Annotated in this window: 19 protein-coding genes; 14 read left to right on the top strand and 5 right to left on the bottom strand. The window is 51.6% G+C overall.

Features of this window, described 5'->3' with window-relative positions:
* Window positions 1-59 precede the first annotated feature (59 nt).
* Window positions 60-2456 carry a GcvT family protein gene (locus L0666_RS13385; protein WP_235261892.1) on the bottom strand — a complete coding sequence of 799 codons (2397 nt, stop codon included), beginning with the start codon at window positions 2454-2456 and terminating at the stop codon, window positions 60-62.
* Between the two features lie 222 nt (window positions 2457-2678).
* Here L0666_RS13385 and L0666_RS13380 point away from each other — a divergent pair, with 222 nt between their 5' ends.
* The 9 genes from L0666_RS13380 to L0666_RS13340 all read left to right on the top strand — a co-directional run bounded on the left by L0666_RS13380 (window position 2679) and on the right by L0666_RS13340 (window position 11860).
* Window positions 2679-3467: a hypothetical protein gene (locus L0666_RS13380; protein WP_235261891.1), complete on the top strand. Its 789-nt coding sequence runs from the start codon at window positions 2679-2681 to the stop codon at window positions 3465-3467.
* Window positions 3468-3470: 3 nt separating this feature from the next.
* On the top strand, window positions 3471-4838 hold the full coding sequence (locus L0666_RS13375) for a tetratricopeptide repeat protein (protein WP_235261890.1): 1368 nt from the start codon (window positions 3471-3473) through the stop codon (window positions 4836-4838).
* Entirely contained in the window at window positions 4831-5235 is a 405-nt protein-coding gene (locus L0666_RS13370) for a hypothetical protein (protein WP_235261889.1), read from the top strand. The genes L0666_RS13375 and L0666_RS13370 overlap by 8 nt, the downstream gene beginning before the upstream one ends.
* Window positions 5232-5999, top strand: coding sequence for an FkbM family methyltransferase (locus L0666_RS13365; protein ID WP_235261888.1), 768 nt, complete (start codon window positions 5232-5234; stop codon window positions 5997-5999). The genes L0666_RS13370 and L0666_RS13365 overlap by 4 nt, the downstream gene beginning before the upstream one ends.
* Before the next feature lie 68 nt (window positions 6000-6067).
* Window positions 6068-6886: a flagellar motor protein MotB gene (locus tag L0666_RS13360; protein ID WP_235261887.1), complete on the top strand. Its 819-nt coding sequence runs from the start codon at window positions 6068-6070 to the stop codon at window positions 6884-6886.
* A gap of 89 nt (window positions 6887-6975) precedes the next feature.
* Window positions 6976-8283: a flagellar hook protein FlgE gene (locus tag L0666_RS13355; protein WP_235261886.1), complete on the top strand. Its 1308-nt coding sequence runs from the start codon at window positions 6976-6978 to the stop codon at window positions 8281-8283.
* A gap of 20 nt (window positions 8284-8303) precedes the next feature.
* Window positions 8304-9749 (top strand): flagellar hook-associated protein FlgK, encoded by a 1446-nt coding sequence (gene flgK / locus L0666_RS13350; protein ID WP_235261885.1) that lies wholly within the window; start codon window positions 8304-8306, stop codon window positions 9747-9749.
* 3 nt (window positions 9750-9752) lie between these two features.
* Window positions 9753-10763, top strand: coding sequence for a flagellin (locus tag L0666_RS13345; RefSeq protein WP_235261884.1), 1011 nt, complete (start codon window positions 9753-9755; stop codon window positions 10761-10763).
* 5 nt (window positions 10764-10768) lie between these two features.
* Complete coding sequence (locus L0666_RS13340; RefSeq protein ID WP_235262213.1) at window positions 10769-11860, top strand: flagellar basal body P-ring protein FlgI; 1092 nt, start codon at window positions 10769-10771, stop codon at window positions 11858-11860.
* 8 nt (window positions 11861-11868) lie between these two features.
* Here the strand turns inward: L0666_RS13340 and fliP are convergent, their stop codons facing one another.
* Genes fliP through fliF form a run of 4 tightly spaced genes read right to left on the bottom strand, consistent with a single transcriptional unit; the run spans window position 11869 to window position 15025 of the window.
* Window positions 11869-12591, bottom strand: a complete 723-nt coding sequence (gene fliP, locus L0666_RS13335; RefSeq protein ID WP_235262212.1) for a flagellar type III secretion system pore protein FliP — start codon at window positions 12589-12591, stop codon at window positions 11869-11871.
* Between the two features lie 4 nt (window positions 12592-12595).
* The gene (locus tag L0666_RS13330; RefSeq protein ID WP_235261883.1) at window positions 12596-12877 is read right to left on the bottom strand and encodes a FliM/FliN family flagellar motor switch protein; all 282 of its coding nucleotides are present in this window, start codon (window positions 12875-12877) and stop codon (window positions 12596-12598) included.
* The gene (locus tag L0666_RS13325) at window positions 12870-13421 is read right to left on the bottom strand and encodes a FliH/SctL family protein (RefSeq protein ID WP_235261882.1); all 552 of its coding nucleotides are present in this window, start codon (window positions 13419-13421) and stop codon (window positions 12870-12872) included. Before L0666_RS13325 ends, L0666_RS13330 begins: the two co-directional genes overlap by 8 nt.
* Window positions 13418-15025: a flagellar basal-body MS-ring/collar protein FliF gene (gene fliF, locus L0666_RS13320; RefSeq protein ID WP_235261881.1), complete on the bottom strand. Its 1608-nt coding sequence runs from the start codon at window positions 15023-15025 to the stop codon at window positions 13418-13420. The genes L0666_RS13325 and fliF overlap by 4 nt, the downstream gene beginning before the upstream one ends.
* 116 nt (window positions 15026-15141) lie before the next feature.
* Between fliF and L0666_RS13315 the strand changes: the two genes are divergently transcribed.
* The 5 genes from L0666_RS13315 to L0666_RS13295 all read left to right on the top strand — a co-directional run bounded on the left by L0666_RS13315 (window position 15142) and on the right by L0666_RS13295 (window position 19763).
* Window positions 15142-15645, top strand: a complete 504-nt coding sequence (locus L0666_RS13315; protein WP_235261880.1) for a flagellar basal body-associated FliL family protein — start codon at window positions 15142-15144, stop codon at window positions 15643-15645.
* 12 nt (window positions 15646-15657) lie between these two features.
* Complete coding sequence (locus tag L0666_RS13310) at window positions 15658-16032, top strand: hypothetical protein (protein ID WP_235261879.1); 375 nt, start codon at window positions 15658-15660, stop codon at window positions 16030-16032.
* 64 nt (window positions 16033-16096) lie between these two features.
* A complete protein-coding gene (locus L0666_RS13305; RefSeq protein WP_235261878.1) occupies window positions 16097-16597 on the top strand; it encodes a MotE family protein in 501 nt (166 codons plus the stop codon).
* 65 nt (window positions 16598-16662) lie between these two features.
* Window positions 16663-17532: a flagellar motor stator protein MotA gene (gene motA / locus L0666_RS13300; protein ID WP_235261877.1), complete on the top strand. Its 870-nt coding sequence runs from the start codon at window positions 16663-16665 to the stop codon at window positions 17530-17532.
* The gene (locus tag L0666_RS13295; RefSeq protein ID WP_235261876.1) at window positions 17529-19763 is read left to right on the top strand and encodes a hypothetical protein; all 2235 of its coding nucleotides are present in this window, start codon (window positions 17529-17531) and stop codon (window positions 19761-19763) included. Before motA ends, L0666_RS13295 begins: the two co-directional genes overlap by 4 nt.
* Window positions 19764-19774: the final 11 nt, after the last annotated feature.

The raw sequence follows: 19774 nt of genomic DNA, 5'->3' as shown, positions 1-19774 counted from the left end.
CGACAATTGTGACAACGCCCTCACCAAAGCGCGAGGGTCCCGCCTCGATCGCTTCTGACCTAAATACGCATCGCAATACCTTTCGGATCATAAGGAGATGATTCCAATACGGTTGCAGGGCGTTCGACCCCGACTACATGGACGGATAACTTGGTTCCGCTATCCGCGTACTCTTTGTCTACCAATGCCATCGCGATGCTCTGTCCGACTGTATAGCCGAATGCGCCCGAGGTCGTAAAACCGATGCGCTTTCCATTGGACCATACGGGTTCATATCCGCCGCAATCTGCATCCGGACTATCGAGACCGAGCGTCACCAAGACATGCTCGGGTTGATTTTCACGCTCGGCAATAGCGGCGTCACGGCCAACAAAATCTGGCTTCTCCCAATCAATCCATCGGTCCATGCCGGTCATTGCCGCCGTTCGATCCTGAGTGAATTCGGCGGACCAGACGCCGTAAGATTTCTCAATCCGCAAAGATAGCATGGCGTTGAAACCTATCTCCTTCAGGTCGTGATCATTACCAGCCTCAAGAAGCATTCGACGCAATGCGATGTGTTCATTCGCACGACAGTGAATCTCGTAACCGTGTTCGCCGGTCACAGAAAGCCGCCCGATTTTGCACCTTAGCAGGCCAAGGTCGTAGGTGCCGCAGCCCATAAAGGGCAGGCTAAGTTCGGGCTGGATCGATTGTATGATCGCCTTGGCATTTGGGCCTGCAACTGCAAACCCACAAACATCATCGGATACATCCCGAATGACCATGTTTGGAGCTTCATTGTCATGGAACCAGCGTTTGTGCCACTTACGCAGATAATAGCTGCCCATGATCCACCACGTGCCGTCGCCCCAATTAAACAGGGTCAGGTCGCCCTTCACTTTGCCTTCGGGTGAAAGCATTACCGCCAATCGGGAGCGTCCGGCTTTTGGTAGCTTTGTTGCGAACACATGGTTAAGCCAGTCTTCCGCACCTGGCCCGTAGACTTCAAAACGCGAAAATCCAGTGATGTCGAGGAGGCCCGCCTTTTCACGCACAGCTTTGCACTCTGCTTTTACAAAGGGCGATGCATCAGAACGGTTCAAAGACGGGGTTTCCTCAAAGTCCTTAGGCGCGAAATAAAGAGGCGTCTCTAAACCCCAGCTCGTACCCCAGCGGCAGCCTGCTTCGGTCATAGCATCGTGGGCCGGTGCCATGCGCAACGGACGACCTGCGGGCAATTGCTCGTTGGGATAAGTCATCACAAAGCGTCGGGAATAGAACTGGCCGGTTGTCTGTTTGATGTATTCCTTATTCGACTGGTGCGGGCCATAACGCGCGATATCCATCGACCACGCATCAGTCTCTGTATCGCCGTGAATCATCCATTCTGCGAGAGTTTTCCCGACCCCGCCACCTTGCAAGAAACCAGCCATAACACCGCAGGCCAACCAGTAGTTTGGTACGCTTTCAACCGGCCCGACTAATGGGTTTCCGTCTGGTGAGAATGTAAATGCTCCGTTGACCCAAGACGAAATGCCGACGTCGCTCAAACATGGATAGCGTTCAAAGGCGAGCGTCAGCTCATTTTCAATCCGATCGGTGTCTTCCTGCAGAAGTTCGATGCCGTAGTTCCATGGCGCTCCGTCCATCATCCAATGCTGGTGATCGGTTTCATAGATACCGACCAAAATGCCTTTCTTATCTTGGCGCATATAAGTGAACCCTTCTAGGTCCACGGTCATAGGAACCTCGAAGTCGATAGCTTCTAGTTCGGGGATCGTTTCTGTCAGGAAATAGTGATGCGAGAGCGGAGAAACGGGCAGATCAAGTCCGACCATGCGGCCGTTCTGTTTAGCCCAAAGCCCGCCCGCATTTACGACATGTTCAGCTGTAATAGTGCCTTTCTCGGTCACGACCTCCCATGCAGAACCTTTCCAATTCAGTTCTAGAACGCGGTTGTGTTCGATTATGTCAGCACCGCGTTTCTTCGCGGCGCGTGCATATGCATGAACGGTGCCAGTTGTATCGACATAGCCTTCCCGGTCTGCCCATAGCCCGCCAATGACACCTTCGGTTGACATGATGGGGCATTTTTCTTTGATCTCTTCGACACTCATGAGGTGGCAGTCCTCAATGCCAATGGTTTGAAAGGTGCGATACGCCCCTTGCAGCCATTCCCAGCGGTTCGGATCGCAGGCGACTGTAATGCCGCCCGTCATGTGTAGGCCGATATCGATGCCGGACTCGGCTTCGACCTCAGACAGGAGGTCAATCGTATAGGCTTGAAGAGCGGCCATGTTCGGATCGGCGTTTAAAGCATGGATGCCGCCTGCGGCGTGCCAAGATGATCCCGCTGTCAAAACATTGCGTTCGATCAGTGCAACATCAGTCCAGCCGAACTTAGCGAGGTGATACAAAACTGAGGCACCGACAACGCCACCTCCGATAACTACAACGCGGTATTGGTCATTCATGGCGTTCTCTCCAACTGTGCCTTTAAACGAGACCATTCCAGATCTGCTCTGTCTAGGTTCGTTTGCGACACCCTTTGTCGTGCACAGATATCTATCGGCGCCACAGTTTCACCTAAACCGCGCTGTTTTGGTGCCAGTTCGACTGCTTATTCTTCCCCAGTCTTTGACTTGACCGCGGGATTGCGATTCTATCCCCCAAAAAGAGCAGTATTGGAGAAGGCGATGCGCCTTTCAGTGGCATTCGAGAACACTAAAGACACCGAGACTGGGCGCGGTCCCGTTCAAGTGGGTTGGTTTCTAAACGATAAAAAGGGCGGAATCATTTACGATGCGCCCGAACGTGTTCGATCCGTAGAGATGAATCGCGAACACGCAAAATCGGCGTCACGCTGCCCAGCTGTGATCAATATGGAAAGCCGGTATTTCATGGTGAAATGCCCGTTTGACATCCACATCGGTTTCGCGCGTGACGACAAAGGTAATCCTGTGCTGCGCAATTTGGCGGGCACACAGTCCAACATTCGTGCGAGCAAGCTCGGTGAAAAACTTCACATGACCTCAGAGGTGGAATGGCGCACCAAGGGCATCCCTACAATCCAGCTGTCATTGCCCTATGTCTTCATCTCTGATGAACCTGTCTACGCCAGCCAAGTCAGCCCGTTCATGCATTACAACAAAGACCCACTTCCCGGCACGATTTTTGGCGGCCGGTTCCCGATCAATGTTTGGCCGCGCCCTTTGATGTGGGCGTTCGAATGGCATGAGACGGACAAGCCGATCAAAATCAAACGGGGTGATCCATTATTCTACATGGGGTTTGAAACTCAGTCCCCAGAACGCCCTGTATCTGTGACCGAGACTGAACTGACGCCTGAGTTGCAAGAATACATGGATCTGATTTCAGGTGCAGTGAACTACGTGAACCAGACATTTAGCCTGTTTGAAGCGGCTGAAGAACGCCGGCCAGAAACACTGTTGAAGCCAGTCTCCCGCAAGCGCGACAAGGGCTAAGCGATGGCAGACGACGCAAGGGCCGCGCGTATAGCCGCAGTAAATGCTCATAAGGCTGGCCGCTATGATGAAGCATTGCAGTCTTATGCGAACTATCTGGCTCAGAACCCCAGTGATGCCGGTATATGGACAAACCTAGGGTCGCTTTATCGGACTCGCGGTCAACATGAGATGGGCAAGATCGCACAAGAGCGAGCCTATGCACTGGCGCCGGAAGATAAAGGTGTTCGCAACAACTACGCGAACATTCTATCGGACACGGGTGGCTATGCAAAATCGATTGAATTGCGCAAAGCGTCTCTTAAGGAAGACCCAAGTCATCTGATGCATCACGCTATGATTGGACGGTGTTTTAGGGGCATGGGCGACTATCAGGCGGCAATTGATTATCTGACACCTAAGGTTTCAGAGTTTCCAGACGAGTTTGAAATCAAACTACAGCTCGCTTTCGCGCAACTTGGCGCCGGGCGGTACGGTCCTGCATTCCGGTCTTATGACGCGCGTTGGGATTCAGATGAACTTGACTTGCCGCAGGTTCCGTTCCCGAAATGGGAAGAAGGCATGACTGTTAAAGGAAAAACGCTTCTCGTTTTTCCTGAGCAGGGTTTTGGCGACATGGTGTTGTTGGCACGGTTTATCCCGCTCGTTGCAGCTAAAGGTGCAAAGATCAGGTTGATCGCGAAAAAGCCGCTCTTGCGATTGTTGGATGGAATAGACGGTGTCGATTGGATTGGTTCGCAGGTCGGCAAGGACGATCCGGTAGATCTATGGTTGAACCTTATGGATCTTCCCAAGATCACTTATGCAGCTGATGAAGCAGGAGTTGTACCGCCGCCCACGCGCCTCAATATTCCCGATGACTCTACAAAACGCGCTAAGGTTTTTTCTGCGCCCCATCGCAAATCGTTCAAAGTCGGCGTCGTGTGGTCTGGGTCTGCTACCTACAAGGGTAATACGTTTAGGTCGTTTACCCACCGAGAGTTTTTGCCGATGGCTGCTATTCCCAATGTGCAGTTGTTCTCGCTTTATAAGGGTCCGTTTCTGGACGCGTATCAAAAGGACGGAAGCAACGCCCTCATGATTGATACGGCTAGCACGGACCGAGATTTTGCCGATGCTGCTGCAACCATGCAGGAGATGGATCTAGTTATTACATCCGACACTGCAACCGCGCATATTGCTGGGTCTTTGGGTGTTCCGACGTGGGTCATGCTGCATTGGGATGCATTTTGGGTTTATCGTCACGCTGGTGAGGCGACTGACTGGTATCCATCGATGCGTCTGTTTCGACAAGAAACTCCGCAAGATTGGGCATCGGCATTTGATGCAGCAACGGCCGCACTAGTTGAAAAGGCAAAGGCATATGGTTGACCATATATTGGTTCCGACGGCTCCGGGTGAGTTGATCGACAAGCTGACGATTCTGCGTCTCAAAGAAGAACGTATTTCTGACGTCACGAAGGTCGCAAATGTGCGCGTTGAAAAAGGTGTTCTGATGAAAACCGCAAAGACACAGGTGCCAGCCAGCCCGGAACTGGACGTCCTGTGGGAAGAGCTTTACGAGATCAACGCAGAGCTTTGGAACATTGAAGATGATATTCGCGATTGCGAAAGGTCCAAGGACTTTGGCGAAAAATTCATTCGTCTTGCTCGCGCTGTATACATCACGAATGACCGCCGGTCGGATGTTAAGAAACGAATAAACCTATTGCTTGGATCGAGCCTGATCGAAGAAAAATCCTATTCAGACCATGGAGTCGAAACATGAGCGAAAATATTAATGAAGCACGCCGCCTGTTACGAAAAGAAGCTAAGAAACTGGGTGCACAGTTGCAAAAGGACCGCTCGCGTTCTCGGGGACCTGCAATTCGGCGTTATCACGAAGTGCAGCAAATGCTGTCGCCGCTTTACGGATATATGTCCCAAGCTGGACAGGATCGCGTTGTCGACACCGCGCTGGAACAGAAGCGGGGCGGAACATTCGTGGATGTTGGCGGGTATGACGGCGTCACAGGGTCAAATACATTCTTTCTCGAGACGGACCGCGGCTGGACTGGTGCTTTGGTTGAACCAGTTCGAGCACAAATTGAACGCGCTAAAGTCAATCGGTCTTGCCCCTGCGTAGAAGTCGCCATTGCGGCATCTGAAGGTGAAGCCGACTTTATTGAGATCACCGAAGGTTACACCCAAATGAGCGGGTTGGTGGACAGTTATGACAAGGCGCTCCTAGGTCGGGTGCGCAATGACAAGCGCCACAAAGAGAACGTGGTGAAAGTAAAGACGATGACCTTGTCTGGTGTCCTTAATCAGTTGGACTTGGTAAATCCCGACTTCATCTCTCTCGATATCGAGGGTGGCGAGATTGAGTGCCTCAAGTCGTTCCCATTTGATAAGCATGATGTGAAAATCTGGTCGATCGAAAACAATACCGGCACACCAGAGATCAAGAAGATCATGGATGAGAATGGTTATGACCTGATCGAATTCTGTGGACCCGATGAGATGTATTTTAAACGTTCGCCCCAAGTGTAACACAATTCGATCACAGCATTTGTATGTCCTCGCGGTACACCCATCTTTAATCAGGAATGGAGTTCGCAATGGCGCATGGGTCAAACGCACCAGTTATCATTAAACGTAAAAAGGTTATCGCCGGCGGCGGTCATCATGGTGGCGCTTGGAAAGTTGCTTACGCCGATTTCGTGACGGCCATGATGGCCTTCTTCCTGTTGATGTGGCTGCTTAATGCGACGACAGAACAGCAGCGCAAAGGTCTTGCCGACTACTTTTCGCCGACAATCCCCGTGGTCCGAATTTCTGGTGGTGGGGATGGAATGTTTGGTGGTTCAAGTATGATGGCTGAAGATGCAATGATCGAAGATGGATCAGGGGCCGCGGACTCTGTTCCTCTGGATGGTGGTCTGTCTGGTGGAGAGGCTGCTGCTGCTGAAGTTGCAGCATTGCAAGACATCGAAGCCCGACTTCTAGGAATTGGCGGTGAAAGCCTTGTGCAGCAAGAAGCGTTGCGGCACGTGGTGACGCGGCTAACCGACGAAGGCCTAATCATTGAGGTGTTCGCCCGCGAAGGTGCACCGTTGTTTGACAGTGAAACTGCTGATCCAGCCCCTGTTCTTGTTCAGTTAAGCGCGATGTTTGCTCGTGTGTTCTCGATTGTAACGAACCCCGTTGCCATTGAGGGTCATACGCGTTCGGTTCCATTGGTTGTTGCGGATCGCGAAGTTTGGGAAATATCCACCGGACGTGCCGAGGTTGTTCGTCTTTTGCTTGAGGCAGGGAATCTCGATTCCGCAAGGATTGCGCGTATTACCGGCAACGCCGATCGTGATTTAGCCCATGAAGATTCGTTATCTGTCCGCAATGACCGGATCGAGATAACTCTGCTCCGGGTCGAGAACTAAGTCACATTTTATCTATTAGGGACCGGTTAAGGGCAGGGCTGTAGGCAAGGGGAGAGAATTTAGTTCCTTGCGACAGAAAGGCCAAGACTATGACAATTTCATCTTCCCTGAACGCTGGGGTGGCGGGGCTCGCTGCGAACGCGAGCCGCCTTGCAACAATCTCCGACAATATCGCGAACTCCGCGACATATGGATACAAGCGTTCGGTCGCCGATTTTCATTCAATGGTCATCAGCAGCAATAAAGGGACATACACGGCTGGTGGTGTGAGAGTGACCACTCAACGGATGATCGATGAACGTGGCCCTCTTGTTGCGACGTCCAATGCGACGGATCTTGCCGTTCGTGGTACCGGTATGCTGCCAGTTACCGAAGGATCATCTGTATCTTCTGAGAGCGGCACTGATTTTCCGATGCGACTGGCATCAACTGGATCTTTCCGTCCTGATTCTGATGGGTATCTCACGACGACAAGCGGGCTGGTTCTGCTTGGGTGGCCGGCCGATCCGGATGGGACAATACCAGCTTTTCCTCGAGACAGTATCGGTGGTCTAGAACCGATCCAAGTTAACTCGCAACAATTCGCGAGCGATCCAACGACGCAAATTGAACTTGCCGTTAATCTTCCAGCAGCGGAAACAGAAGCAGGCTCATCTGGAGAAACTCAAGAACTTTCAATCGAGTATTTCGACAACTTGGGAACCGCAGAGAACCTATCGATTAGCTTTTCACCATCTGTTCCCGCAACGGGCGCATCGAATGAATGGACAATGTTGATCGAGGACAGTTCAGACGGCACAATCGTGGGCAATTACACACTACAATTCGACGATTCCCCAGGTCTAGGCGGGCGGCTTCTGTCGATAACAGATGCGGTCGGTGGGGCGTATGACGCTGCTGAAGGTACAGTTTCTGTCGCCGTCTCGGGTGGTAACCTAGACATTGATATCGATATAGGTCTGATCGGGGAAGCTGATGGAATGACTCAGTTGTCCGATACCTTCGCCCCGATTTCCATTTCGAAGGATGGTTCACCGGTTGGCAATATGACGTCGGTAGAAGTTGATGAGAATGGATACGTCCATGCCTTCTTCGATACCGGGGTTTCTCGTAAGATCTATCAAATTCCATTGGTAGATGTGTCGAACACCAATGGCTTGGCGACCGAAGATCATCAAAGCTATTCTGTCACTCCAGAAAGTGGTGAGTTCTATCTCTGGGATGCAACCGATGGGCCAACCGGCGACATCGTCAGTTATGCGCGCGAAGAATCCGCAACTGATGTTGCGGGGGAGCTCACCAATCTTATTCAAACCCAACGCGCTTATTCATCAAATGCGAAGGTCATTCAGACCGTCGATGAAATGCTGCAGGAAACTACAAATATCAAACGCTAAGCCAATGAGGTAGCCGGACCATGAGTATCTCCAATTCACTCTCCAACGCCTTATCTGGCATGAATGCGGCTTCTCGAACTGCCGAAGTCGTATCGTCAAACTTGGCGAACTCGTTGACCGACGGGTATGGGCGACGCACTCTCAGCTTGTCTGCCGCGTCTATTGGTGGGCTAGGCAGCGGTGTCGAGGTCGGCTCGGTTATTCGGCACGTTGATCGCGGTGTTCTGTCGGACCGCCGTTTGGCAGAAACAAGCATTGGGGAGTATGGATCCCTTGTATCAACGATGAGCCAAGTTGAGGATACCGTTGGACGTACGGGAGAAGACGGGTCGATCTCATCCTACATTGTTGCGTTAGAGGCGTCGCTGGTGGATGCAGCATCTGATCCATCGTCCCCGATTGCCCTTTCGACGCTGGCCAATCGGATAAGTGGCGTCGCCAAAAGCTTAAATAATGCATCTGAAAGCGTACAAACCCTTCGAGAAGAAGCGGATGCATCCATTGCTGAGCAGGTTGATCTTCTCAATACTCGGTTGACTCAAGTTGAACAGTTGAACGCTGATATTACATATTCGCGAAACACCGGTGGCGACCCGTCAAGTTTGATGGATCAACGGCAGCAAATTATCGATGATATCTCGGAGATCGTCCCAGTCAGAGAGCTGGACCGCGATGGCGGTCAGGTCGCTTTAATGACACCGGACGGTGAAACGTTGTTAGAGGGTAAGGCCAAGCAGTTCGGCTTTACGCAAAATAACACAATTGTACCGGACATGACCCTCGCTAGCGGCGGGTTATCTGGCATAACCCTTGATGGCCAGCCTATTGCGAGCGATGGTTTAGGCAAACTTTCAGGCGGATCCCTTGGTGCCGCATTCCAAGCACGTGACGTTGAATTGGTTACGGCACAGGAAGGACTCGACAATATTGCCGCCGATTTAATGGAGCGGTTTCAGGACCCTAATGTTGATCCAACATTGGTAGCGGGTGACGCGGGGCTTTTCACGGACGCAGGTGCAGCTTTCGATGCTGCCAATTCGACAGGCTTGGCAGGACGAATTTCCGTTAACGCTGCAGTTGACCCTGATCAGGGTGGCACGTTGACCAATTTGCGAGATGGCATAAATGCAGCCGTAGCGGGCCCCTCAGGCAACGCCAGCTTACTGCAGGCCTATTCGTCAGCACTCACAGCAACGAAAAGCACAGCAAACGACCCAGTTCAACAAAGTGCGGCGGGTCGAGCGTCGTCCTTTGAGGGAAAGGTCGGAAGTCAACGTCTTGAGTTTGAGGCGGAACTCAGTTTCGCAACCGCTCGCTGGGCAAGTCTGCAAGAAGCTGAAGCGGCTAATGGCGTGGACAGCGATTACGAGATGCAAATGTTGCTTCGAGTAGAGCAAGCCTATGCCGCGAACGCTCGTGTCATACAGGCGGTCGAGACGATGATGCAATCCTTGATGGAGTTATAATACATGCCGGTCTCAACGGTTGGCGACATGCGCCAATATTTCATGACATCACGGGCAAATCTTTCACTAAAGAATGACATGCAAACTTTGGTGGAAGAACTAACCACGGGGGAGAAATCTGATCTCACGGCCCATCTTGGTGCCGACCAAACTAAGTTGAATAGCATTGATCGCCAGTTAGAGATGCTCGAGACTTACGCGCAGTCCAGCACTAGCGTCAGTCAGCTGTTGTCTACAATGCAAATTGCGCTCGACGGCATCGATGGGCAAAGATCTGCGATCAGTGACGCGCTTCTTACCGTAAATTCGGGAAGCTCTATGTCTCAAATTGAGAACGTCAGCAGCATTTCACTCTCTGGATTCGAAATGACGGTGAATACACTTAACACTCGTTTTGGCGATCGCAGTATATTTGGCGGCAATGATGTGGATTCAAATCCAATGTCGGACCCAAAGTTAATGATGGAAGACATACGTCTTGCAGTTTCGGGCCTTACGACTCAAGCAGATATTCAAGCGGCCTTGGACACTTGGTTTGATGATCCAATAGGAGGGTTTCAAACTTTCGGTTATCAAGGCGACCAGACGGGTACGATGACTCGTCCTGTCGGCTCGAACCAAACAATAAACGTTGATGCGCGCGCTGATGACCCGTCGCTTCGCGATACCATGAAGGCGATGGCTCTTGGTGCTCTGGCGGGTGATACGTCGTTATCGCTAGACCTAGACACGCGACGCGCGATGCAAAAGCAGGCCGGCGATGAACTTTTGACTGCCGCGTCACCACTCGTAAACCTGCAAGCCCGTATAGGTTATGCTGAAGGCCAAGTTGAAGAAGCGTCCGTTCGAATTTCGGCACAACAATCGTCCTACGGCATCGCGCGAAATGATTTGGTTTTAGCCGATCCGTTTGAAACAGCCACGCGCTTGCAGGCCGTCCAGCAACAGTTGGAAACCCAATATACCCTAACCGCGCGATTATCGCGCCTTTCATTAATGGAGTATTTGCGTTGATCAGAATGTTTGCCGCGTTATTTCTAATTCTTTCGACTAACATAGCTTGCGCCTCACCCATCCGGATCAAAGACCTGGTCGAGTTTGACGGTGTTCGTTCAAACGATTTAGTCGGATATGGTCTTGTTGTTGGGTTGAATGGGACTGGGGATGGTCTACGAAATTCGCCGTTCACAGAAGAGATCATGAGCAACATCCTCGAAAGGCTTGGGGTAAATGTAACGGGCGAGCAGTTTCGACCAAACAATGTTGCCGCCGTCATTGTGACGGCCAGCCTGCCGCCATTTGCTCGGACGGGAAGTCCGATTGACGTTACTATTTCGGCGATTGGAGATGCTGATAGCCTATTGGGTGGTACACTTATTATGACGCCACTCAATGCCGCTGACGGTGAGATTTATGCCGTAGCGCAAGGGACGATAATTGCTGGTGGTGTGTCTGCACAAGGCGATGGAGGGGGGGTGATACAGGGCGTTCCGACTGCCGGTGTGATCCCGTCAGGTGCGACTGTGGAACGCGAGGTTGATTTTGAATTTTCCGACTTAACCGTCATCCGGCTCGCTTTGCGATCTCCTGACTTTACGACTGCGGCTCGGATCGAAACCGCGATAAACCAAGCCTATGGTCGTGGTGTTGCGGTCATGCTCGACGCGGGGACTGTTCGCTTAGACATCGCGGCAGCAAACGATGTTTCGCCTGCTCATTCGCTGGTTCGGGTTGAAAACATTCTGGTCGAACCGGAACGTCGCGCAAGAGTTGTCGTTGATCAGAGGTCAGGAACTATCGTCATGGGGGAAGACGTTCGGATTTCCCGTGTTGCAGTTAGTCAAGGTAACCTCACTCTACGTATTGAGGAAGCGCCTCTTGTTGTTCAACCTAACCCATTTTCTGATGGGCAAACAATTGTGGTTCCAAATACTAATGCACAGATCAACGAAGAACCGGGGATAGGTCTTGCGGAGATCCAGGAAGGCACCTCACTCTCAGAAGTCGTGGCGGGATTGAACGCGTTAGGTGTTTCGCCACGCGACATGATCGATATTCTGAAAAGCATTAAAGCAGCAGGCGCGCTCCACGCTGAATTCGTAGTGCGTTGAAGGTGACCTCAAAAGTAGCTTCGAACTAGGCTTCCAGCAATCAAACTCCAGCCATCGGCGACCACAAAGAATGATAGTTTGAAAGGCAACGAGACAATGGCTGGAGGTACCATCATCATCCCCATGGACATAAGTACAGCGGCTACGACGAGGTCAATGATCAGGAACGGCAAGAAGACTAAGAAACCAATTTGAAAGGCACGCTCAATTTCGCTCAACAAGAATGATGGGATTAGAATCGAAAGAGGTGAGGTCTCGACAGGCTGTGACTGTGCCACTTCTGAGCGGAGGCTGGCGAGTTCTTCAAACGTATCAGGTTCAATACGGCCCGACATAAAAACGCGAAATGGTTCCATGACTTTTACAAAAGCGACTTCCAACGACATGTTTCCATTCAGCATGGGATCAATTCCATTTTTCCACGCCTCGGTAAAAACAGGTTCCATTACGAAGTAAGTAAGGAACAAGGCTAGGCTAACAATCAACATATTAGGCGGAGATTGCTGCAATCCTATGCCTTGCCGAAGTATCGATAACACGGTCACCATGAACGGGAAGCATGTGATCATGATAGCGAGGCCAGGGACGATGCTTAATAGCGTGATAAGCACCATAAGTTGAACGGATCGCGTGGCAAGTGACCCACTATTGTCCAGCGTTATTGAAACATCTTGCGCAAAAGCTGGACCCGCTAGAGCGGCAAGACAACCAAAGACAAGCAATAATGGCATCCGGTTACTCACTGCTAATACCTGTTGAAATTACCTCGGTAAGGCGCACGGCTAATTGACCGGTTTCGCTGTCGGCGACTTGCTCAAGTTGACCGCGGGCAATGAGCCGTCCACCTACAAACAAGTCCACTGGGTCTTCGATGCGCTTATCCAAAGCGAGCACAGCATTCTCACCGAGTTCTAAGAGATCTCGCACGAGGGGCCGGGCCCGACCGACGGAAATTGTGACTTCGACTGGTACGTTATGAAGGGGGTGCGCAACTGCACTTGTTGGTGTGTCATCCATTTGAATGAGTCCTTTGCGTTAGATCGTGACCTAGAAGGGCCGTTTGAAGGGCATCGAGTAAGGCTGGCAAATCAACGATGATGTGCGTGTCCTTACGGCGAAGTCTGGCTTGCCCATGTTCCATGGCCGGATCAGGGACGATTCTGACTGCTTCATTGCGTAAATTTAGGCTCCCAATGATACTGGGCTCGACTGCCACCTCGATCGCTTTGTCGGTTGCATCTGAAAATGCCTGTGCCATCGCTTCAGTGAGATGTTCCGAAAAGCTATGCATGGCGATTTGGGGCAGAACGATCTGGGAAATCTGAGCCAACAATGGTTGGATTTGTTCTAGGAGGATGTCTCGGGCCTCGGTGTAACCGAAGGTCATATCACCCAAGGTTGCGGCGATTTCGGAAATGCTCTGCTCTTGCGTGGCGGTGATGCTATTTTTCGCTTGGAGTAATCCGGCTTCAAAACCTCTATTGTAGTCAGCACTGGGGGGCGAAGACTCCTCGCCGCCATCGATATCGAAGCATTCTAGTTTGATATTTGAAAATGTCATTTAGCAGGCTCCGAATTTGGATCTTCAATCCAGCTTTGGAGGACTTGAATTGCTTCGTCGCGTCGGTCGTCAATAAGTCCACGAAGTCTCTGCACAGGGTCATCGTCCGCGTTTTCAGCTTCATCTCTGCCTGTTTGATTTGCTCGGCTACTTTGCGCGACAGAAGGTGCGGACGTGCCGTCTATGACGCTGTCATTTGGGCCAATGACCATTGGTGTAACGCCGCCTCCGCTATTATCTAGCAATGGCGGCGTTTCATGCTTTGCCGTTAGCACTGGACGCACCACAAATAGGCCTAGAATTAATGCGACGAGGCCGAGCACCCCAGTTTGTACGAGTTTCATAATGTTGAGAGGTGCCGTGGGTAGGTCAGGAGCCTCCCCCGCCGCAGTTCCGAGTTCTGGTAGCGCTTCGAAAGCCATTGAACGAATCGTAATTTCATCACCGCGCTCTGCATCGAGGCCAACCGCGGATGCTACGAGCATGCGAAGATCTTCAAGTTCTTCCGCTGGACGCGGCGCAAGAAATGTCACCCCCGCATCGTCCGTTGTTTCAATGCCGTTGACCAAAACCGCTACACTTATGCGACGCACAGCTCCGGGCGCCCGTACTACCTCCCGTTGGGTTTCGGACACTTCATAATTGGTGACAGAACGGGTTTCGCTGTTTTCGTTTGTGGCCGCACCTGCACTTCCTACGCCATCTCCGTCGGGGAGATTCGATGCGATAGAAACGTCTCCTGATATGCTGTCTTGCGACGATGCGCTGCTTTCTTGCAAATCTGTGCTGATTACCACGCGCGTTTCGGGATCGAACCGACGTTCAAAGATCGATTCGGTTTCGGTAATGGTATCGACGCTCACCTCGACGACGGCATTGCCTTGCCCAACTCGTGCGGCCAAGAGTCGTTCGACTCGATTTCGCAGCTCGGCGACTTTTTCACTTGCCTCAGGCGCGATTGCTCCTTGATCACTGCTTAAAACAAGCCCGCCAACACCATCAATAATAGCGACGTCGTTTGGTGCTAGCCCTGGGACCGCGGACGCGACCAAGAAACGAAGCGCATCTGCTTGTCCGGCATCCAGAGTTCCATTGACAGTTGTTACGGTTACAGCTGCTGTGGGCGCTTGCTCGCGACGAAACGGCTGTGCAGACGTCGCTGAAATATGGACCCGCGCAGCACGAATATGGGGGCTCGCCAGAATCGTTCGAGCAAGTTCACCTTCTTTGGCGCGCCAATAAGCAGCGTCAAACATCTGTGACGTCGTGCCGAAGCCAGACAAGTTATCAAGTAGTTCATACCCTTGAGAGTTATTCGCAGGCAAACCTTCGCTAGCCAATGCCATACGAAGGCGATCCCGATCGGACGAAGGTACGAAAATCGAGCCGCCTCGTATTTCATATGTCACGCCGCGCTGATCTAGGGATGTGACGACATCGCCAGCGGTTGCATTGTCCAATCCAGCATAAAGCAAGGAAAGATCTGGCGACGTTGTCGACCGAGCCATCATCAAGACGGCGCCAAAGACGGCCAGCGATGCGCCGATCACAATGATTCGGCGGCGTGTATCAAGGTTAGACCAAGCGGTGTTTGTGCTTCCCAATGGGGATTCTCCCGTATCAAGGCGTGCTGCCTGTTTCTCATCAATATCCGGATCAGGCTTAACAATCGGTTAGTTCCTCGCAGGTATTGATTGATAAGAACGGAAGGATCGCAACGATGGCAAAAGTAGAAGAAACACCCGACGCCGAAGACGGGAACCCACCGAAAAAGTCTTCGAAGATACCTCTGATTCTCGGGTTGGTCTTAGCAATTGTTGGCGGTGCTGGCGGTTTCTTGGCAGTAAATATGGGAATCATCGGCGGGTCAGGCAACGATGGCCAAGTAGAGGCTGTTCATGAGGAAGTTGCCGAAGAACTCCCAGATCTCGCGTTCGTGCCAGTGGAAACCTTGGTTATAAACTTGCCTCCGCATGCCCGTGCGCAACATCTATTATTTACGTCTCAGCTGGAAGTTGACCCAGCATACAGCGAAGAAGTCTTGAGCCTCATGCCGCGCATTATCGATGTCCTGAATGGATATCTGCGCGCCGTCGATCTGTCTGAGTTGGAAGACTCAACAGCTCTAATCCGGCTGCGCGCACAGATGCTGCGACGCGTGCAGGTCGTTGTTGGGGATGGACGGGTCAAGGACATCCTAATCATGGAATTTGTGTTGAACTAGAAAGGGTCAGCTATGGCATTTATCGCCGATATATTACTAACCGCAGGGGCCTTAGCGGCCGGTTTCTATTGTTTCGTTCTTTCACGAAGGTTGCGTCGCTTTACGGACCTCGAACATGGGGTTGGAGGCGCCATCGCTGTGCTGTCGGTGCAGGTTGACGATCTTTCGAAAGCGCTCAGACAGGCAGAGCATGCTTCATTAGAGTCGGGGAATACACTAGTGGTTCAATGTGAACAGGCGGATCAAGCCGCAAAGCGGCTAGAGTTGCTGATGGCTTCGCTCCACGATCTTCCTGCCCCAAATAATTCGAGGCCAACATCGCCTCAAACACCAACTCTTGATCCCTTTTTTGTTCGCAGTCCGATCTTCTCTGAAGAGGTGACATAACGTGGGGCGTCGAAAATCCAAACATGTCCTCCTCGTAATCTCGAGCCTGCTTTTAATCTCCGGGGTGACCAGGTTCGCGACGGGTGTCGGACCGGCCATTGCATTAGCCGAAGAAACGGTTGCCCCAATGGTTGAAGCACCGATGGAGACGCCCGTCGTAGTCGTTCAGCCTTTGCTAGACGCATTGCAGGATCGCGAAAGGCGCATCTCAGAGAGAGAAGTCGCAATGGAAGACCGGATGCGCGCTTTGTCATTGGCAGAAGTCGAGTTGAGTGAACGTTTGGACGAACTCCGGGCTGCAGAGGAGTCTTTGATAGCGGCGATAGCCCTATCCGAGACCGCAAACGACGACGATATAGCACGGCTCACAGCGGTCTATGAAAACATGAAACCTGCGGATGCCGCCGGACTATTTAGTCAGATGGCGCCAGATTTTGCATCGGGCTTTCTAATGCGTATGGCACCTGAATCGGCGGCGGCAGTTTTGGCAGGGTTAGACCCGCAAACTGCTTATTCAATAAGCGTTATTATCGCCGGCCGAAATACAAACGCACCTACTGAGTAGTGGTGCTGACGGAACGTTAACCACTGCCATGGCATCACCATTTAAGCACAAGTAGGGGTAGAATCATGATCGGCTTGATCGGAATCGTAATCATTTTTGTTATGGTCTTTGGTGGCTACACGCTAGCCGGGGGCAAGATGGGGATGATCATAAAAGCGCTCCCATTCGAGATGATCATGATTGGCGGCGCGGCTGTCGGCGCCTTTGTGATTTCCAACGATATGTCAGGTATCAAACACACCATGAAAGATATGGGAAAAGTCTTCAAAGGGACGAAATGGAAGCCCGATGATTATCGCGACCTGTTGTGTCTTCTATTTGAGCTGATCCGCATTGCGAGGACCAATCCCGTCGGGTTAGAGGCCCACATTGAGGAACCGACGGACAGCGCTTTGTTTGGGAAGTACCCAAAAATTCTTTCCGATGGCGAGGCGGTTGCATTGATCTGTGACACGATGCGGTCCGCCTCTATGAATTATGATGATCCACATCAGGTCGAAGAAGTCCTTGAGAAACGGATAGAGGCTAACTTTCACCATTCCATGCATGGCACACATGCGCTTCAGACGATTGCTGATGGTCTACCTGCTCTGGGAATTGTTGCGGCCGTTCTCGGCGTTATCAAGACGATGGGGTCTATTGATCAGCCGCCAGAAGTCCTTGGAAAAATGATTGGTGGTGCCTTGGTGGGCACATTCTTGGGAGTATTTCTCGCCTATGGTTTGGTCGGTCCCTTTGCAGGGCGGGTTAAAACGGTTGTTGAAGACGACGCACATTTTTATCAGCTTATTAGGGAAGTCCTTGTGGCAAACCTTTACCAACATGCGCCTAATATTTGTATCGAAGTTGGTCGCCAGAATACGCCTGGTCATTGCCGTCCAAGCTTTACTGATCTGGAAGAGGCTTTGAAAGCTGCCAAACAGGATGCAGCATGATGCGTTATGTTTTGGCTTTCTTGTGTTTCCCTATAGCGGCCTGGGCCGATCCTGCACCAATCCGTACCGGTGAACACGAGACGTTTTCCCGATTTGTGATTGGTATCGGGTCCGGAACGCCTTGGTTCATCGAACCTACAGACGGCGGCTACCTGTTGACCCTCGAAGGCCACGAGGACGGGTTTGACACCTCAGAAGTTTTTGAACGGATCCCTCGAGAAAGGGTGTTAAGTGTTTCGCAGACAACGAAGAATGAACTCTTCTTCGCTGTGGATTGCGATTGTGAGGCCGACGCCTTTCTATGGCAAAGGGGAAAGTTGGTAGTCGATATCGTTTCGGGTGAAACGCTAGCCAGTGAGGTCGAACCTGCCCAGCCGCCAACACGACCCTCGCGACCACTTTTGGCATCGGAAGACTTAGGCCTGGAATTGCCAAACTTGCTGGTATTGCGGAACGCGTCCCTACCGCCTTTGTCTCTATCTAGTCCAGATTTGGTGGTTCCTGAAAACGCTGCAACTCCTGATTATAGGGATCCGATTGGCCTAGATCGAACGGATGTTGCTGCAATGCAGGCTGCGCTTATTGAGGGCCTTGCGAGAGCAACGTCTCAGGGCTTTCTTGATGCGAATGTTACGTCATCTGCTGAGCGAGAGCCGGTGTATAATGAAGTACCTATAGATAGGATCGTGCAACAAATCCCATCAGTTCCGTCAGCCGTGCCTAGCCATCCTGGTATTGGGATTTCGACGGCGATGGATCGAGACCTTGCAGCGATCCGCGATATTTTGGGTGCTGGAATTGGAGAACAATGCCTATCAGCCGATCTATTCCAAATTGATCGGTGGGGTGATGATCGAGCGATACACACTCAAATAGCGGATTTGGCTGAAGCTTTGGCTGGTGAATTTGGGGAGCAACCGTTGGAAGCGCAGAACCGACTGGCCAAACTGTATCTGCATTTTGGCTTTGGTGCCGAGGCGAGAATTGTTTTAGCGTCTGATCCGGCGCAAAGTCAGGACCGGATAGTTCTTTTGCAACTTGCTGGATTGATTGACGAATATGATGCAGAAACGGATCTCATACTCGCGCAAGCGGGATGCGACACACCGGGTTCGATGTGGGCATTTATTGCTCAGCCAACAGAAGTTGATGAAGATCAAAGAAATCAAATTCTACAGAATTTTTTGGAATTACCGCAGCCTTTGCGTGGGCAGTTAGCCCATCGTATGGCTCGACAGTTTGCAGCCGTTGGCGATGTCGACGCTGCTGCACAATTGCTCCGAGCGACCGATCACCATGATACCGCAGCAAATCACGAAACTGTGGCAGCCAGAGCTTTTGTTGCGGAACAGCAAGACCATCTAGAGGAAGCAATGGCCGCGCTGAAGGAAGAAGCTGCAGACAATGCGCGTATTTCTCCTGATTCACTTATTCGCTTGATAGAGCTCGGGGTTGAAAACGAAACGATCCCTAGAGAGTCAGATCTGATTTTGGCTGCAGCATTGCGACAAGAGCATCGTGGTACGCCCGTTGCGAACCGTCTCGCCGTCGCAGAAGCAATTGGCCGCGTACAACTCAAGCAGTATCGCGCGGCATTTGATCTTCTTGAGCAGCGGGAAGATCAAGCAGCTTTCGATGTCGTCAACTTTGCGGTCGTTAGAATGGTAGAGCAGGCTGAAACTGAAACATTTCTTGGCTTTGCATTTGAAGACCCGCCAAAAGGCCTTGCGTCACATAGTGAAAATCTCATTGCAGCGCGGTTGATCGAAAATGGGTTTCCAGCACGAGCAGCTGAGTTTCTTAAAGGTTCAGCCCAGCGCAACGCGGCGGCTGAACGGCGATATTTACGTGCCGAAGCCGCGATAGGAGTAGAAGATTATGTCGGTGCGATTGAAAGTTTGACTGGTTCGACAAATAGACGTGCGAATGAGCTGCGCACGCGTGCATATGAGGGTTTGGGAGACCATAGGGCCGTCCTGTCCGCGCAGACAGTTGGTGACGCTGCAGTAGATGACGCGACACTACAATTTCGCGCTGGCGCATGGGATCGACTCACCCTTGACGACGATGAGGTTTTATCGGCCTTCGCGGAAACCGTTCTGAATCCTCCTTTTGAGGATCCAGTCGAAACGTTGTTTGATCGGCGAGAAATTCTAGCGCAGTCACAAGAAAGTCGACGGGCAATTGAAGCACTGCTTATGCGATTTGATGGAACTGCTGCGTCAAATTAATTGATTTGGTT

It is taken from the genome of Octadecabacter algicola, from assembly GCF_021532625.1.
In the GTDB taxonomy this organism is placed as follows: domain Bacteria; phylum Pseudomonadota; class Alphaproteobacteria; order Rhodobacterales; family Rhodobacteraceae; genus Octadecabacter; species Octadecabacter algicola.
The sequence above is the reverse complement of the archived record's forward strand: the minus strand, read 5'-3'. Positions and strand labels throughout refer to the sequence as shown.

What these genes read in the sequence shown, in the direction of transcription:
- L0666_RS13385 (WP_235261892.1), bottom strand. Translation starts at nt 2,456, where the DNA reads ATGAATGACCAATACCGCGTTGTAGTTATCGGAGGTGGCGTTGTCGGT.
- L0666_RS13380 (WP_235261891.1), top strand. Translation starts at nt 2,679, where the DNA reads ATGCGCCTTTCAGTGGCATTCGAGAACACTAAAGACACCGAGACTGGG.
- L0666_RS13375 (WP_235261890.1), top strand. Translation starts at nt 3,471, where the DNA reads ATGGCAGACGACGCAAGGGCCGCGCGTATAGCCGCAGTAAATGCTCAT.
- L0666_RS13370 (WP_235261889.1), top strand. Translation starts at nt 4,831, where the DNA reads ATGGTTGACCATATATTGGTTCCGACGGCTCCGGGTGAGTTGATCGAC.
- L0666_RS13365 (WP_235261888.1), top strand. Translation starts at nt 5,232, where the DNA reads ATGAGCGAAAATATTAATGAAGCACGCCGCCTGTTACGAAAAGAAGCT.
- L0666_RS13360 (WP_235261887.1), top strand. Translation starts at nt 6,068, where the DNA reads ATGGCGCATGGGTCAAACGCACCAGTTATCATTAAACGTAAAAAGGTT.
- L0666_RS13355 (WP_235261886.1), top strand. Translation starts at nt 6,976, where the DNA reads ATGACAATTTCATCTTCCCTGAACGCTGGGGTGGCGGGGCTCGCTGCG.
- flgK (WP_235261885.1), top strand. Translation starts at nt 8,304, where the DNA reads ATGAGTATCTCCAATTCACTCTCCAACGCCTTATCTGGCATGAATGCG.
- L0666_RS13345 (WP_235261884.1), top strand. Translation starts at nt 9,753, where the DNA reads ATGCCGGTCTCAACGGTTGGCGACATGCGCCAATATTTCATGACATCA.
- L0666_RS13340 (WP_235262213.1), top strand. Translation starts at nt 10,769, where the DNA reads ATGTTTGCCGCGTTATTTCTAATTCTTTCGACTAACATAGCTTGCGCC.
- fliP (WP_235262212.1), bottom strand. Translation starts at nt 12,591, where the DNA reads ATGCCATTATTGCTTGTCTTTGGTTGTCTTGCCGCTCTAGCGGGTCCA.
- L0666_RS13330 (WP_235261883.1), bottom strand. Translation starts at nt 12,877, where the DNA reads ATGGATGACACACCAACAAGTGCAGTTGCGCACCCCCTTCATAACGTA.
- L0666_RS13325 (WP_235261882.1), bottom strand. Translation starts at nt 13,421, where the DNA reads ATGACATTTTCAAATATCAAACTAGAATGCTTCGATATCGATGGCGGC.
- L0666_RS13315 (WP_235261880.1), top strand. Translation starts at nt 15,142, where the DNA reads ATGGCAAAAGTAGAAGAAACACCCGACGCCGAAGACGGGAACCCACCG.
- L0666_RS13310 (WP_235261879.1), top strand. Translation starts at nt 15,658, where the DNA reads ATGGCATTTATCGCCGATATATTACTAACCGCAGGGGCCTTAGCGGCC.
- motA (WP_235261877.1), top strand. Translation starts at nt 16,663, where the DNA reads ATGATCGGCTTGATCGGAATCGTAATCATTTTTGTTATGGTCTTTGGT.
- L0666_RS13295 (WP_235261876.1), top strand. Translation starts at nt 17,529, where the DNA reads ATGATGCGTTATGTTTTGGCTTTCTTGTGTTTCCCTATAGCGGCCTGG.